This window comes from Sphingomonas sp. Leaf4 (assembly GCF_920939515.1).
Lineage (GTDB): Bacteria > Pseudomonadota > Alphaproteobacteria > Sphingomonadales > Sphingomonadaceae > Sphingomonas.
In genome coordinates, this window is sequence record NZ_CAKLBB010000004.1 from 346,921 (window position 1) to 362,404 (window position 15,484).

General features: G+C 67.5%; 10 protein-coding genes. 4 read left to right on the forward strand and 6 right to left on the reverse strand.

Annotation, left to right across the window (positions count from 1 at the left end; translation table 11 throughout):
* Positions 1-172 precede the first annotated feature (172 nt).
* Positions 173-2,299 carry a prolyl oligopeptidase family serine peptidase gene (locus tag LRA89_RS08220; protein ID WP_443024945.1) on the reverse strand — a complete coding sequence of 709 codons (2,127 nt, stop codon included), beginning with the start codon at positions 2,297-2,299 and terminating at the stop codon, positions 173-175.
* Positions 2,300-2,531: 232 nt separating this feature from the next.
* Between LRA89_RS08220 and LRA89_RS08225 the strand changes: the two genes are divergently transcribed.
* Positions 2,532-3,542 (forward strand): cupin-like domain-containing protein, encoded by a 1,011-nt coding sequence (locus LRA89_RS08225; RefSeq protein ID WP_230769754.1) that lies wholly within the window; start codon positions 2,532-2,534, stop codon positions 3,540-3,542.
* 358 nt (positions 3,543-3,900) lie between these two features.
* Here the strand turns inward: LRA89_RS08225 and LRA89_RS08230 are convergent, their stop codons facing one another.
* The 3 genes from LRA89_RS08230 to LRA89_RS08240 are packed head-to-tail and all read right to left on the reverse strand — an operon-like array spanning position 3,901 to position 8,221.
* A complete protein-coding gene (locus LRA89_RS08230) occupies positions 3,901-5,415 on the reverse strand; it encodes a tryptophan halogenase family protein (RefSeq protein ID WP_230769755.1) in 1,515 nt (504 codons plus the stop codon).
* Positions 5,412-6,731: a tryptophan 7-halogenase gene (locus tag LRA89_RS08235; RefSeq protein WP_230769756.1), complete on the reverse strand. Its 1,320-nt coding sequence runs from the start codon at positions 6,729-6,731 to the stop codon at positions 5,412-5,414. Before LRA89_RS08235 ends, LRA89_RS08230 begins: the two co-directional genes overlap by 4 nt.
* On the reverse strand, positions 6,728-8,221 hold the full coding sequence (locus LRA89_RS08240; protein ID WP_268934903.1) for a tryptophan halogenase family protein: 1,494 nt from the start codon (positions 8,219-8,221) through the stop codon (positions 6,728-6,730). The genes LRA89_RS08235 and LRA89_RS08240 overlap by 4 nt, the downstream gene beginning before the upstream one ends.
* A 192-nt stretch (positions 8,222-8,413) precedes the next feature.
* Between LRA89_RS08240 and LRA89_RS08245 the strand changes: the two genes are divergently transcribed.
* From LRA89_RS08245 to LRA89_RS08255, 3 genes are all read left to right on the forward strand, one after another.
* Positions 8,414-11,695: a TonB-dependent receptor gene (locus tag LRA89_RS08245; protein ID WP_230769757.1), complete on the forward strand. Its 3,282-nt coding sequence runs from the start codon at positions 8,414-8,416 to the stop codon at positions 11,693-11,695.
* Between the two features lie 71 nt (positions 11,696-11,766).
* Positions 11,767-12,768: a glycosyl hydrolase gene (locus tag LRA89_RS08250; protein WP_230769758.1), complete on the forward strand. Its 1,002-nt coding sequence runs from the start codon at positions 11,767-11,769 to the stop codon at positions 12,766-12,768.
* 63 nt (positions 12,769-12,831) lie between these two features.
* Positions 12,832-13,575, forward strand: coding sequence for an alpha/beta fold hydrolase (locus LRA89_RS08255; protein ID WP_230769759.1), 744 nt, complete (start codon positions 12,832-12,834; stop codon positions 13,573-13,575).
* Here the strand turns inward: LRA89_RS08255 and LRA89_RS08260 are convergent.
* Together LRA89_RS08260 and LRA89_RS08265 are read right to left on the reverse strand one after the other, a co-directional pair.
* A complete protein-coding gene (locus tag LRA89_RS08260; RefSeq protein ID WP_230769760.1) occupies positions 13,544-15,064 on the reverse strand; it encodes a tryptophan halogenase family protein in 1,521 nt (506 codons plus the stop codon). The two genes, LRA89_RS08255 and LRA89_RS08260, sit on opposite strands and share 32 nt — an antisense overlap.
* Entirely contained in the window at positions 15,064-15,333 is a 270-nt protein-coding gene (locus LRA89_RS08265; RefSeq protein WP_230769761.1) for a TonB-dependent receptor, read from the reverse strand. The genes LRA89_RS08260 and LRA89_RS08265 overlap by 1 nt, the downstream gene beginning before the upstream one ends.
* Positions 15,334-15,484 lie beyond the last annotated feature (151 nt).

Consider the following 15,484-nt stretch of genomic DNA (forward strand, 5'->3'; position numbering starts at 1 on the left):
GGGTTTGAAGGCCGCTGGCGCGGCGGAAGGGTTGCCGCGATCGCAACCCCTCCGCGCCTCTGCGCCTCTGCGCCTCTGCGCCTCTGCGCGAAAAATCCTTCTTATTCTCCTTCGCGTCTCCGCGCCTTCGCGTGAACCCACCTTCTTCGGAGTCTTCGCGTGAACCGAACCCTTACTGCCCGATCGGCTTCACCTGCATGCCGGTCCATTTGGCGATGAATGCCCACAGGTCGGCGGTTTCCTCGATCACCTTATCCGTAGGCTTGCCCGATCCGTGGCCGGCGCGGGTTTCGATGCGGACGAGGTGCGGCTTGGGGCCGATCTCCTTCGATTGCAGCATCGCGGTGTATTTGAAGGTATGGCCCGGCACCACGCGGTCGTCGGTGTCGGCGGTGGTGGCGAGGATCGCGGGATAGGTCACGCCCGCCTTCACGTTGTGATAGGGCGAATAGGCCAGCAGGTTGCGGAAATCCGCCTCCTTGGCGGGCACGCCGTAATCGTCGACCCAGTAGCGCCCGGCGGTGAACCGGTCGAAGCGCAGCATGTCCATCACCCCCACCGCTGGCAGGGCGGCGGCGAACAGGTCGGGACGCTGGTTGACGACCGCGCCGACCAGCAGGCCGCCGTTCGAGCCGCCCTGAATGGCGAGCTGACCCTTGCCGGTTATCCCTTGCGCGATAAGGTCCTCGCCCGCGCCGATGAAATCGTCGAACACATTCTGCTTGTTGAGCAGCTTGCCGCCGTCGTGCCACGCCTTGCCATATTCGCCGCCGCCGCGGATGTTGGCGACCGCGAGCACTCCGCCCTGCTCCAGCCACGCGATGCGGCCGGGCGAGAAGCCGGGGAGGACCGGGATGTTGAACCCGCCATAGGCATAGAGCAATGTCGGCGCGGGGCCGGTCACGTCCTTGGCGCGGACGATGAACATCGGGACCTTCGTCCCGTCCTTCGACGTGTAGAAGCGCTGGCGCACGTCATATCGCGCCGGGTCGAACGCCGCCTTCGGCTGGGCCCATGGCGTCACCGCGCGGGTGGCGACGTCGTAGCGATAGATGGTCGTCGGCGTGGCGAAGCTGGAGAAAGCGAAGAAGCCTTCGTTGTCGTCGAGGTCGCCGCCCACTCCGCCGACCGTGCCGATGCCGGGCAAGGCGATGGTGCCGTCGGGCTTGCCGTCGAGGGTGAAGCGCCGCACCTCGGTCTTGGCGTCGACCAGATAGGTCGCGAACAGCCGCTGCCCGACGAGGTTCGCGCCGCCCAGCACCGCCTTGTCCTCGGCCACCACTTCGCGCGGGGTCGGCGTGGGCGACGTCAGGTCGATCGCGACGACGCGCAGGCGCGGCGCGCCCTGGGTGGTGGTGAAATAGAGCGTGTTGCCCTTCGCGCCCGACAGGCCCCAGTCGACGTCGTCGGTTTTGATGATCGTGCGCGGGCGGTCATTGGGCTTGGTCAGGTCGACAACGGCATATTCGGCGTGGTTGCCGGGGCCATCGATGCCGATCACCAGCCAGCGGCCATCGTCGGTGACGCTGGGCGACAGCGTGTATTTCGGCTGGTCGGGGCGTTCGTGGACCAGCCGGTCGGCGGTCTGCGGCGTGCCGAGCTTGTGGAAATACAGGCGGCTGTTGAGGTTCTGGCTCTGGAATTCCTGCCCCTTCTCCGGGGTCGGGAAGCGCGCATAATAGAAGCCCGAGCCGTCCTTGGCCCATGACGCGGTCAGGCCGAACTTCACCCAGTCGATCTGGTCGTCGAGGATGCGGCCGGTGTCGACGTCGAGGACGCGCAGCTTGCGCCAGTCGCTGCCGCCGTCCTGGATCGAATAGAGCAGCTTCTTGCCGTCCTTCGACGGCGACCATTCGGCGAGTGCGGTGGCGCCGTCCTTCGACCAGCCATTGGGGTCGATCAGCACGCGGCCGGGGCCGGTCAGGCTGTCGCGGACATAGAGCACCGACTGGTTCTGCAACCCCGAATTGCGGTTGTAGAAATAGCGGCCACCTTCACGGTTCGGCACGCCGAAGCGTTCGTAATCGAACAGTGCGGTCAGCCGGCGCTTGAAGATGTCGCGGCCGGGCAGCGTCGACAGATAGGCGTCGGTCGCCTTGTTTTCCGCCGCGACCCAAGCCGCCACCTGCGGATCGTTACGGACGTCGTTCTCCAGCCAGCGATAGGGATCGGCGACCTTCACCCCGAACTGTTCGTCGACCTGGGGCACGGTCCGCGTTTCGGGATAGGCAATGGTCTGGGCCACGGCGGCGGTGGTGCTCATCAGGCAGGCGATCGCGACAAGGGCATGACGGTACATTCGGGCTCCAGCGACGGAAACGGTGCCGGACCAGTATCCGGCGTTACCGGTGCAGGATACGCCATGGCGGCTTCGGTGCAAGGGGGAGGATACAGCATATCGTCGACGTGGCTTTGCGGCGTGGTTGCAACGGCTTGTCCTTTTGGCCGACGTTGTCATTGGCGCTTGCCTGCCGGCGGCATCGCGCGCGATAGCGGACCGGCGATCGGCGCAACGGGTTGAGGAGCAGGCCATGGACTGGACCCCCACGGGACGGGTGCGCGAGGTGCCGGCCAGCGACGCGGCGGACTTCGCGACGACGCATGGCGCGGCGTACGAACCGGTGGTGCTGCGCGGCCTCGTCGCCGACTGGCCGCTGGTGCGGGCCGGGCGCGAGGGGGCACCGGCGGCGGCCGAACTGCTCGCGCGCTACGACCGGGGCGAACCGACGCATGTGATGCGCGCGCCGGCGGCGGTCGGCGGGCGGTTCTTCTATGACGATGCGCTGCGCGGGTTCAATTTCAAGGTCGAGCGCGCGCCGCTGTCGACGCTGATGGGCGAGCTGATCGCGCTGGACGGGCACGCATCGCCGCCGGGCCTCTATGCCGGATCGGCGCCGACCGCGCAGCACCTGCCGGGCTTTGCCGAGGCGCATCCGATGCCGCTCGCCCGTCCCGATGGGCCGCCGCGCATCTGGGTCGGCAACAAGACGCGGGTAGCGGCGCATTACGACGTGTCGGACAATGTCGCAGTGGTGGCGATGGGGCGGCGGCGCTTCACGCTGTTCCCGCCCGCTGCCACGCCCGACCTGTATGTCGGGCCGCTCGACGTGACGATCGCCGGGCAGCCGGTGAGCATGGTCGATCTGGCCGCCCCCGATCTCGAACGCTATCCGCGCTTCGCGCACGCGATGGAACAGGCGCTGAGCGTGGTGCTGGAGCCGGGCGACGCGATCTTCGTGCCGACCTTGTGGTGGCATGCGGTCGAGGCGCTCGATCCGGTCAACATCCTCGTCAACTATTGGTACAACCAGCCGCCCGCCGGATCGCCGTTCGCGGCGATGCTGCACGCGATGCTGGCGATCCGCGACCTACCCGCGCCGCAGCGCGCGGCATGGGGAGTGTGGTTCGACCAGTATGTGTTTCGCGCCGATGCCGCGAGCAGCGCCGACCACCTGCCGCCGCACGCCAAGGGCGTGGCGGGGCCGCCGTCGCCGGCGCGCGAGCAGGCGATGCGGGCGTATCTGCGTAGGGCTTTGGGGTAGGGCGTAATTACGCCAGGCTGGAAACGACAGTCATGGCCGCATCGTCACCCCGGACCTGTTCCGGGGTCCACGGCGCGGCGATCGATGCCGCCCGAGGCACGATCGACAGCGTAGGCGGCTGGGTGGACCCCGGAACAAGTCCGGGGTGACGAAGGAGGGCGGCGGTTTCAATCGAGCGTTGTGCCGGAATAGCCGAATGCCGATCCGCCTTGGCGTTTGATTCATCTGTATCGAACCGTCGCCCCAGCGAAGGCTGGGGCATCACGCGGCTCTTGTCCCGCGCCATTACCGGGAGATCCCAGCCTTCGCTGGGATGACGGTTGTTGCGAGGGAGCGCGGTTAAGCCTTCCGGTCCGACCTACCCCCGCATCGGCGCGGTGCGGGCGATATGGTCGGCGTGGGGCGGCATGCGCTGCGCCAGATCGGCATAGGCGGCGACCATGCGCTCCATCGTCCCGGCGACCAGCGCCTCGTCGAGCGAGTCCGCCACCGCGTCGTGCCCGGTCGGCCAGATGCCCTGCCCGAACATCACCGACACCCAGCTCGGCACTTCGAACAGATCATGGTCGTAGCGCAAGATGCGGCCTTTCTCGCGGAACAGCTCGATCTTGTGCGCCAGCGTGTCGGGGATGGGCATGTCACGGACATATTGCCAGAACGGCGTGTCGGCGCGCGTCGTCGCCTTGTAATGCAGGATGATGAAGTCGCGGATATAGTCGAACTGTTCCGACATCAGCCGGTTGTATTCGCGCCGCTCGACCTTGGCATGGGCGGTATCGGGGAACAGCCAGAACAGCTTGGAAATGCCGGTCTGGATCAGGTGGATCGAGGTGGATTCGAGGGGTTCGAGGAACCCGCCCGACAGGCCCAGCGCGACGACGTTCTTCTCCCACAGCTTTTCGCGCACCCCGGCCTTGAACGACAGCCGGCGCGGATCGGCGGTGGGGGCGCCATCGAGGTTGGCGAGGAGGATTTCCTGCGCGCGATCGTCGGTGGTGAAACCGCTGGAATAGACATGGCCGTTGCCGGTGCGGTGCTGGAGCGGGATGCGCCATTGCCACCCCGCCTCGCGCGCGGTGGCGCGGGTGTAGGGCAGCAGCGGATCGGTGCGCTCGGAGGGCACCGCGATCGCCCGGTCGCACGGCAGCCAATGCGACCAGTCGCGATAGCCGACCCCCAGCGTCTCACCCAGCAGCAGCGAGCGGAAGCCCGAACAGTCGATGAAGAACTGCCCGGCGACCCGCCGGCCGTCGTTGAGGACGAGCGCGGTGACATGCCCGCTCTCGCCGTCGCGTTCGACCGAAGCGATGCGGCCCTCGACCCGGCGCACCCCCTGCCCCTCGGCGCGTTCGCGCAGGAATTTGGCGTAGAGGCCGGCGTCGAAATGATAGGCGTAGGCGAGCTGCGACGCGGGGCTGCGCGGATCGGACACCGGGGCTGCGAAACGGTGCGCGGCGGCGGCCTGCGCCGACATCGAGAAACGTTCGAAATCGGCGGTGCCGCCGGCACGGCGATGCTTGAGCCAATGCTGGTGGAACGCCACCCCTTCGAAATCACGGCCGATCGTGCCGAAGGGGTGGAGATAGCGCTCGCCCACCCCGCCCCAGTTCACGAATTCGATGCCGAGCTTGAACGTCGCGCCGGTTTTGGCGACGAACTCCTTTTCATCGATGCCGAGCAGGCCGTTGAATTGCAGGATCGGCGGGATCGTCGCCTCGCCCACGCCGACGGTGCCAATCGCGTCGGATTCGACCAGCGTGATGCTGCGCCGCCCGTTGTTCAGGTAGCGCGAGGCCGCCGCCGCCGCCATCCAGCCGGCGGTGCCGCCACCGACGATCACCACCGATTCGATCGGCGCTGCCGCTTCGCTCATCCACGCTCTCCCAATGTGCGCGCGAGCCATAGCGGATAGGGTTCGGCGAGCGCCACCGCCTGTGTGCTGCGCTGCGCCTGCGCGGTGCGCGCGGCGGCGGTAACGGCGGGGTCGGCGGCGGCGAGGTGCGCGGGCGTGCCGGGGGGAATGCCGATGCCGGTCAGCAGTTGCGTCCACAGATCGCGGGGCAGGAAATCCTCCTCGACATACGGCAGACGGGCGCGGCGGGCGAATTCGCGCAACCGCAGCGCGAGCAACGGCGAGGGCTGGCTGCGCAAGCGGTGGCCTTCGGGCAGGGCGACGAGGTGCGCGGCGACGAAATCGCGTGCCGCATCGGCTGCCTGCCCCGCGCGGCGATTGTATTCGGCGCGTTCGAGCGGATGGATGTCACGCCCCGGCAGCAGTTCGACCAGCAGGTCGATCGCCTGCGCGGCGAGCGCGAGATTGGTGTGCCCAAGCGGCGGGAGCAGCGCGGCGGCGTCGCCCAGCGCGACGATCCGTCCGGTCCATGGGCTCCGGCGTCGCCCGCTGGCGATTTCGTTGCCCTCGCCGCCGTGGCGCATCGTCACGCGGCGGGTGGCGTCGCGGCCGGGCGAGATCAGGTGAAGCGCGGTGTCATCCAGCGTGACATGATCGGCGACCGACAGCGCCGGATCGGCATGGGCGATGGTGACGCGGTCGATCGGCAGGTCGTCCGACCAGTCGATCCAGTCGTCGCCGCGCTGCCCGGTCGCGTCGATCACCAGATCGGCGTCGACCGCGTCGGGCACGGTATCGCCCGCGGCCTCGATCGCGACGCCGAGGTGGCGGGCGAGCGACGCCAGATGGCGGCGATAGGCCTCGGGTGCCCAGCGCAGGCCGTGGTCGATGTCGCTGAGCGGCGAGGCAGGATCGTCGGCGGCGGGGGCGAAGCGTTCGGCCAGCGCCAGCGCGACGGCGGGGCCGCTGGGGGCAGTCGCACCCGTCGTATCGCGGCCGGTCCAGCCGTGCGCGGCGGGATCGGCGACCGCGCCGTGGCCGATCCACCAGTCGCTGCCGTCGGAACGCCAGCCACCGCCGTGGCGCGTGGCGAGGCGGTGGCTGGCCCCGGCGCGGGCGAGCAACCCGGCCTCGTCGATGCCGATCCGGTCGTGCAGGCGTGCAAGCGACGGCAGCGCGCCATGCGCGCGATCGGCCATGGCGTGCGGCGGAACCGCCGTCGGCAGCAGGCGGACGCGCGCGATTGGCAGCGTGCGGGCGAGCGCGCAGGCGGCGAGCAGCGCGACCTGTCCGCCGCCGACCACCGCGATCGTGCCGGGCGGAGTGCGGCGGTTCATGCCCGTCGCCCGAGCGCATGGGCGTGGCCGGGCATCGCCGCCACGCTCGCAGCGATCTCGCCGTGCAGGCCCTGCAACGCCCGCGCCAGCGCGGCGTCGGGCGGAATGTCGGCGCGCGGGTCGTACCCCTCGGGGATCACCCCCTGCCCCAGATAGACCGCGATCCAGCTCGGCTCAAAGAACAGCCCCTCGCCATAGCGTTCGACCCGCCCGGTCGCGCGCCACAGGTCGAGCTTGGCCGCCAGCGTATCGGGCACCTCCATGGTGCGGACATAGTTCCAGAACGACGAATCGCTGCGGGTCGTGGCGTGATAATGGAGGATCAGGAAGTCGCGGATGCGATCATATTCCATGTCGACCAGCCGATTGAATTCGGCGCGGTCGGCATCGTCGCCGCCATCGACCGGGAACAGCTCGATCAGCCGGGCGATCGCCATCTGGACGAGGTAGATCGAGGTCGATTCGAGCGGTTCGAGAAAGCCCGAGGCGAGACCGACCGCGACGACGTTGCCGACCCAGCTTCGCGCGCGTCGCCCCGCCTTGAAGCGCAGCACGCGCGGTTCGGCGAGCGGCGGCCCCTCGATCGCGCCGAGCAGCGCGGCGGTGGCGGCATCCTCATCGAGATGCGCGGAAGAAAAGACATAGCCGTTGCCGACCCGGCTGGTCAGCGGGATGCGCCAGCGCCAGCCCGCCGCCATCGCGGTGGCGCGGGTATAGGGCTCGATCTCGCCCGGCGGCGAGGCGCAGGGAACCGCGACGGCGCGGTCGCACGGCAGCCAGTGCGACCAGTCCTCCCACGCCTCCCCCATCGTCTGCCCCAGCAGCAGGCTGCGGAACCCCGAACAGTCGATGAACAGGTCGCCGTGTATCGCTTCGCCACTGTCGAGGTGGAGCGTGGTGACGTTGCCGCTGGCGGAATCGCGATCGACCGAGACGACTTTCGCCTCGGTCCGCTCGACACCCAAAGGTTCGGCGAAGGCGCGCAGGAACGGGCCGAACTTCGTCGCGTCGAACTGATAGGCATAGCCATAGCTGGCAGCGAGCGAGAGATCGTCGTCGCGCGGGACCGCGAAGCGGCACGACTCCGCCGCCGCGACACCCAGCGAATAGGCGCCGATCGGGGTGTTGCGGCCGTCAGCGGCGGCGCGCAGCCAGAAATGGTGGAAGCCGACTCCGGCAAGGTCGCGCCCGAACGTGCCGAAAGGATGGACGTAGCGATCGCCGAGCGCACCGAAATCCTCGAACGCGATGCCGAGCTTATAGGTCGCATCGGTCGCGGCCATGAACGCGCCCTCGTCGATGCCGAGGCGGGTGACGAACTGGCGGATGTGCGGCAGCGTCGCCTCGCCCACGCCGACGATGCCGATCTCGGCCGATTCGATCAGGCGGACACGCACGGCCCCGCCCAGATGGCGCGCCAGCGCGGCGGCCACCATCCATCCGGCGGTGCCCCCGCCGACAATCACGACTTCGATCAGTGCCTTGTCCACGTCTCTCTCCGGCGGCAGGTTGTGGCAAAAAGACAACGCTGACAACAATCATCCGTAATAACGAAAGCAAATTGGGTTTGGCCGATTGTCTGACGGTGTCAGAAAGCATAAGCAGACCGTCACGCGACGCCCGGTTGGCAGGTCGCGACAGGGTGGCAGCCGGCATCAGACCGGCCTGCAGGGGAGGACGTCATGGCTACCGAGCGCACGCGCTTGTCTTATACGCAGTTTCTGAAGTCGGCTGGCGGTGCATCGGCACTCGCGCTGGCGCTCGTCGCACAGGGTGCGTGGGCACAGGATACGGTCGCGCCGGAATCGCAGACCTCGACCGCGACCGAAACGCCGACCGGCGCGCCGGCCAACCCGACCGACCAGCCGTCGACCGCCAAGGACGACAGCGCCGAGTCGGGCGACGAGATCATCGTCACCGGCATCCGCGCCTCGCTCGCCAAGGCGCAGGACATCAAGCGCGACAGCGCGACCGTGGTCGACGCGATCACCGCCGAGGACATCGGCGCGCTGCCCGACCGTTCGGTCAACGAAGCGCTCCAGCGCGTTCCCGGCGTCGCCATCACCCGCTTCGCGGCGGCAGGCGATTCGGCGCACTTCTCGGTCGAGGGTTCGGGCGTGGTCATCCGCGGCCTCACCTTCGTGCGCGGCGAATTCAACGGTCGCGATACCTTCTCGACCTCGGGCGGGCGCGAGATCGGCTTCAACGACGTGGCGCCCGAACTCGTCGGTTCGGTCGAGGTGTTCAAGAACCTGACCGCCGACCTGATCGAAGGCGGCATCGCCGGCACGGTCAACATCAACACCCGCAAGCCGTTCGATTCGAAGAAGCGGCTGGTCTATCTGTCGGCCGAAATGAACTATGCCGACCTGATCGGAAAGTCGGCGCCGACCTTCACCGGCCTGTTCTCCGACCAGTGGGAACTGCCGGGTGGATCGCGCGTCGGCCTGCTGGTGTCGGGCACCTATTCGCAGCTCTATTCGCAGGCGCATTCGTCGTTCGTGGCGTCGCCGTTCGAGCGGTTCAGCGGCACCCGGACGTTCAATGCCGGTACGCCCTATGCGTCGACCGTCACCGACACGTTCAACTGCGGCAACGGGCTGACGAGCTGCTACGCACCGGCCGGTGCCGGCGTCCGTACGCAGGACTTCGACCGTCGCCGCTATGGCATTTCGGCCGCCGCGCAATTCGCGACGGCGGGTGACGAGCTGATCGCGACCGCGCAGTTCCTGCGCACCAACGGCAAGACGACGTGGGTCGAGCGCACGATCGAGCCGAACGTGTGGTACGCCGACGTCAACGCCAGCTTCCCGGCACCGGGCACCAGCTATACGTTCGACGACGATGGCGTGTTCGTTTCGGGTAACATCCGTCGCCCCGGTGGCTACAAGGAAGGCTTCATTCCGGGATCGGGCGGCCAATACGGCCGACTGAACAACTTTCAGGCAGGCGGCATCTTCACCGCTTTCTCGAACCGTGCGCTGACCACCGAAGCACAGACCGACGATTATTCGCTGAACTTCAAGGTGACGCCGAGCGACCGGTTGCGGTTCAACTTCGATGGCCAGTACGTCAAGTCGAAGCTGAACGCACTCGACAACATCATCGACACCGGCACCTGGTCGAACATCTCGCTCGACACGTCGGGCAAGATTCCGCAGGTCGGCTTCTCGATCGGCGACGTTCCGAACTATAACGGTCGCACGCCCAGCGCGAGCGAGTATTTCAGCAACCCGAACAGCATCTATTTCCGCGATGCGTTCACCGACGTGAACGACAACAACGGCGAGGAATGGGCGTTCCGCGCCGATGCCGAATACGACCTGTCGGATACCGGCTTCCTGCGCCGCATCCGCGTCGGCGGTCGTTATGCCGATCGCGATCAGGTTGTGCGCAACAACGGCTACAATAACTGGGGCGCGCCTTCGGAAACGTGGACTGGCGGCGGCGCGCAAACCTTCGCATCGATCGATCAAAGCAACTACAGCGTCTATGGCTTCCAGAATTTCTTCCGGGGTGCAGCACCGACTCCGCCCGCCGCGAACTTCCTGAATCCCGACCTGCTGCTCGACTATGATCGGTCGCAGAACCTGCTGCGTCAGATCACCAAGGCCGGTCAAGGCAGCTATACGCCGCTGGAAGACCGTAGCTGTCAGAACAACGCGACGAAGATCAACCGGTTCTTCTGCCCGAGCGAAGTGTTTGAAAATTCGGAAAGCACGATCGCGGGCTATGGCCGCCTCGATTTCGGCACCGACATCGGCACCTCGGTTATCGACGGCAATATCGGCATCCGCTACGTCAACACGCTCGAACGCTCGTTCGGCGCTCTGACGGCACCGCAGCCCAATGGCGTATTCAGCGCGACGACCAATCCTGCCACGGGGCGGCCGTTCACCCTGGCCGAGTTCTGCGCCCGTGTTCCCGAGCCGGGTCAGACCCGCGCCGGCATTTGCCTCCTGCCGGCGGCGGATCAGCAGCGTGCGATTGCCTTCGCCAATGGCGCCTCGACACCCTATGTCGGCCGCAACCGGTTCGATCATTGGCTGCCGAGCATCAATATCCGCTTCAAGCCGTCGGACAAGCTACAGTTCCGCCTTGCCGGCTCGCGCGCCCTGTCGCGCCCGAACTTCGGCAACCTGCGTGCTTTCATCGGCGTCAATCCCGATACCAACCAGTCGGGCCAGTTGGTGTTCAGTGCGCGTTCGCAGAACCCGTTCCTCGAACCGGTCGAGGCGACGCAGGCCGACGTCACCGCCGAATGGTATTTCAACCGGGTGGGTTCGCTCACCGGCGCGGTATTCTGGAAGCGGCTGACCAACCTGATCGACGACAACAGCCAGTCGGTGCTCAACGTCACCAACAATGGCCAGACCTTCCCGGTCGTGATCCAGGGGCCGGCGAACGTCGACGGTTCGGCGACGATCAAGGGTGCCGAAATCTCGTACCAGCAGACCTATGAGTTCCTGCCGGGCGTGTTGTCGGGGCTTGGCACGCAGGCGACCTATACCTTCGTCGATACGGGCAGCTTCCCGAACACGACGGCGGCGAATGCAAGCGGCGACGGCAGCCGTCCGCCGGGCCAGGTTTCCGATCTGTACAGCAACCTGCCGCTGACCCAGTTGTCGAAGCACAACTTCAACGTCGCCGGTTTCTATGACAAATATGGTCTCTATGCCCGTCTGGCGTATAGCTGGCGCTCATCGTACCTGATCTCGGTCCGCGACTGCTGCTTCCCGTTCCTGCCGGTCTATTCGGAACCGACCGGCCAGCTCGACGGATCGCTGTTCTACACGGTCAACGAGAAGTTCAAGATCGGCGTGCAGGTGCAGAACATGCTGAACGAGATCACCCGCACCAGCTTCGGCCTCTATGCCGACGACGATGGCGAAGTCGTCCGTTCGAAGCGTGCGGCGTTCATCAACGACCGTCGCTTCTCGCTCTCGGTCCGTCTGACCCTGTGACGACGGTTTGACGGGGCGGGCGATCCTTCACCGGATCGCCCGCCCTTTTTTTGTATCCACAGGAGGACGATATGCGGCTCAACCGACGCGACACCATGGTCGGGGCGGCGGCGCTCGGCCTTGCCATATCGCTCGACGCGCAGGCGGCGTCGCCCCGCGTGCTCAGCAACCCAGCCGCCTCGCGCGAGGCGGGGGCGCTCTATGCCTATCTCTGGTCGCAATATGGCAGGCGCACGCTGACCGGGCAGCAGGAAGGCTTCGAGGATAGCGGGGGGCAGCGGGCCGAACTGACCTATATCGAGCGGACCACGGGCAAGCTGCCGGCGATCCTCGGGCTCGACTATATCGATCCCAACGACAATGCGAACGTGAACCGCCGCGCGACCGACTGGGTACGTTCGGGCGGGATCGCGACGATCTGCTGGCATTGGGGGGCGCCCGACATCGGCACGGGGTATGAGAATTCGAAAAAGGATTTCGACGTGCCCAAGGCGCTGACGCCGGGCACGCCGCAGAATGTGGCGATGCGCGCGCAGATGGCGCAGACCGCCGACCTGCTGCAACAACTGCGCGACCGCAAGGTGCCGGTGCTGTGGCGGCCGTTCCACGAATTCGGCGGCGACTGGTTCTGGTGGGGAAAGCACGGGCCGGAGGCGTTCAAGGGCCTGTGGCGGATGATGTACGACTATTATGTCCATGAGCGGAAGCTGGACAATCTGATCTGGGTGCTCGGCTGGGCGGGGCAGAATGTGGATCCGCGCTATTACCCCGGCCGGCGCTATGTCGATGTCGCGGGCGCGGACATCTATGTCGAGGATCATGGCAATCTCGCGCCGATGTTCCAGCAGGTGAAGGCCATCGTCGGCGACAGCGTGCCGATCTGCCTGCACGAGAACGGCCCCATCCCCGATCCGGCGACGCTGGGACCACAGGCCGACTGGCTGTGGTTCATGACGTGGCACACCCGCTGGCTGACCGATCCGGCGCAGAACACGGCGGCGCGGTTGAAGGCCTATTACAACTCGGAGCGCTATGTGACGAAGGACGAACTGCCGCGCAGCCTGTCGCGGTAGCGGCGGAACCGGGGGGCGGGGCCGCTCGTCATGGCGCGACCGGTCGGTTCGCAAGGGGTGCCCATGGCGACGTTGTTCTTTCTCCACGCGCTGGGCGCCAGCGCGCGCAGCTTCGATGCCGTCATCGCGCGGCTGGAGGGCGTGACCTGTGTCGCGCTCGACCTGCCGGGCTTCGGCGACCGGTCGGGCGAGGCATATCGCGACGTCGCCGGCATGGCGGACGATGTCGCACGGACGATCGCGGCGCGGGGCGCGCAACGCTGTGTCCTCGTCGGGCACAGCATGGGCGGCAAGGTCGCCACGGTGCTGGCGGCGCGGCGCAGGCTGCCGGTGGCGGGCGTGGTGCTGGTGGCGGGATCACCGCCTTCGCCCGAACCGATCGAGGACGCGCGGCGCAGCGACATGCTCGGCTGGCTGGACGGTGCGACGATCGCGCGACCCCATGCCGAGGCGTTCGTCGATGCGAATTGCGCCACCCGCCTGCCCGATGCCGTTCGCGAACGCGCGGTCGCGGATGTGTGCCGGTCGAACCCGGCGGCGTGGCGTGGCTGGCTGGACGCCGGGGCGGACGAGGACTGGGCGGCATGGGTCGGGACGATCGACCTGCCCGCGACGATCGTCGCGGGCGGCGGGGACGGCGATCTGGGCGAGGCGGCGCAGCGGCGGCTGAACCTGCCGCATTATCCCCGGGGAACGGTCGAGGTCGTTGACGGGGCGGCGCATCTGATCCCCTATGAGCAGCCCGACGCGCTGGCCGCTGTCCTGTACGAAGCGATCAGGACGCTGCCTGGCAGTGCGCCGCGATGAAATCGGCGTGGGTGGGCATGCGATCGGCGGCGGCCTGCGTCACCTGCGCGATACGGTCGAGGCGGGCGCGGGCCTCGTCCAGCGACAGCGTCATCGCCAGCGGATCGACCCCGGTGGCGCGCACCCCCTGCCCCTCGAGCACCGCCAGCCAACTGGTACGGGTGAACAGCTCGTCGCCGTCACGGTATACCCGGCCGGTCGCGCGATATTCGGCGATGCGCCCGGCAAGGCTGTCGGGAATCGCCGTGGTGCGCAGGTCCCGCCAATAGGGGGTGTCGTCGCGCCGCGTGGCGTGGAAGTGCAGGATGATGAAGTCGCGGATGCGGTCGAACTCCTCGCCCATCAGCCGGTTGTAGCGGCGGACCATCGCGGGATCGGGATCGCGTGCCGGCAGCATCTCCAGCAACCGGGCGATACCCGCCTGGATCAAATGGATGCTGGTCGATTCAAGCGGTTCGAGAAACCCCGCCGACAACCCCAGCGCGACGCAGTTGCCGACCCAGCTTTCCGCACGACGCCCGGCCTTGAACCGCAGCACGCGCGGATCGCCAAGCGGCGTGCCGTCGAGGTTCGCGAGCAGCAGGTCGGTCGCGGCGTCCTCATCCAGATGGGCGCTGGCAAAGACCACGCCGTTGCCGGTGCGATGTTGCAGCGGGATGCGCCATTGCCATCCCGCGCCGTGCGCAGTGGCGCGGGTATAGGGTGGCGGCGCGGGGATCGCCGTGCTCGGCACCGCCACGGCGCGGTCGTTGGGCAACCAGTGCGACCAGTCGAGAAACGCGCTGCCCATTGCCCCGCCCAGCAGCAGCGAGGCGAACCCCGAACAGTCGATGAAGAAATCCGCCTCGATCCGCCGACCATCGTCGAGCAGCACCGCGTCGATGCGGTCGCCGCCACGCTCGACGGTGGCGATGCGGCCTTCGTGGCGGACGACACCGGCGGCTTGCGCCAGACGGCGGAGATAGGCGGCGTAGCGCGCGGCATCGAAATGAAAGGCATGGCCGATCTGATGCAGCGGGGTGTTGCCGGGGTCGGTGCGGGGCCGCTGGAACCGGCCGGTCGCGGCCGCTGCGGCGCAGATCGAATAGGCGGCAAGCGGCCGGGCGCCTGGCTCGGCACGCAGCCGGTGCCACAGCGCCTCGAACGGAACCGCGCCGACGTCGACGCCATAGACGCCGAACGGGTGGAAATACCGCTCGCCGACATCGCCCCAGCCGGCGAATTCGATGCCGAGCTTGAAGGTGCCGCCGGTCGCGCGGATGAACGCATCCTCGTCGATGCCGAGGAGCGCGTTGAAGGCGCGGATCGGCGGGATGGTCGCCTCGCCCACGCCGACGGTGCCGATCGCGTCCGATTCGACCAGGGCGATGGCGACCGACCCGTTCAGCACCCGCGACAGCGCGGCGGCCGCCATCCATCCGGCCGTGCCGCCGCCGACGATCGCGATCCGCCGCAGGTGCGGAGCGTCATGGTCGGCGGCGGGCGACATCAGTAGGTCGCGCGCAGCGACACGCCGAAGCGCCGGTCGTTCAACTGATATTGCAGCGGCTGCGACGGGGTTCCGATATAGGTCACGTTCATCCGGTTGTTGACGTTCACCGCATCGACCGACAGCGCAAGATGGCGGTTGATGTTGACGTTCACCGACGCATCGAGCGAGGCGTAGGGATTGGCATATTGCGGAATGCCGTTCGCGCCGCTGCCGAAAGTGGTGTCGAGATAGCGGCTGCGCCACGACCATGCCAGCCGCGCCGTCACCGGGCCCTTTTCGTACAGGCCGACTAGGGTCTGTGGGGATTCACAAAGTTGTGCGGATGTGATTCACGCTATGGATGGATCGTGACGTACTGACGGACGCCCAATGGGCAAAGATCGAGCCGCATTGCCTGGGCAAGCGGACTGACCCCGG

Bases quoted from the DNA above. Each gene is read 5' to 3' on its own strand.
- LRA89_RS08260 (WP_230769760.1), bottom strand. From the start codon at position 15,064: ATGTCGCCCGCCGCCGACCATGACGCTCCGCACCTGCGGCGGATCGCG.
- LRA89_RS08230 (WP_230769755.1), bottom strand. From the start codon at position 5,415: ATGAGCGAAGCGGCAGCGCCGATCGAATCGGTGGTGATCGTCGGTGGC.
- LRA89_RS08255 (WP_230769759.1), top strand. From the start codon at position 12,832: ATGGCGACGTTGTTCTTTCTCCACGCGCTGGGCGCCAGCGCGCGCAGC.
- LRA89_RS08250 (WP_230769758.1), top strand. From the start codon at position 11,767: ATGCGGCTCAACCGACGCGACACCATGGTCGGGGCGGCGGCGCTCGGC.
- LRA89_RS08225 (WP_230769754.1), top strand. From the start codon at position 2,532: ATGGACTGGACCCCCACGGGACGGGTGCGCGAGGTGCCGGCCAGCGAC.
- LRA89_RS08220 (WP_443024945.1), bottom strand. From the start codon at position 2,299: ATGTACCGTCATGCCCTTGTCGCGATCGCCTGCCTGATGAGCACCACC.
- LRA89_RS08235 (WP_230769756.1), bottom strand. From the start codon at position 6,731: ATGAACCGCCGCACTCCGCCCGGCACGATCGCGGTGGTCGGCGGCGGA.
- LRA89_RS08245 (WP_230769757.1), top strand. From the start codon at position 8,414: ATGGCTACCGAGCGCACGCGCTTGTCTTATACGCAGTTTCTGAAGTCG.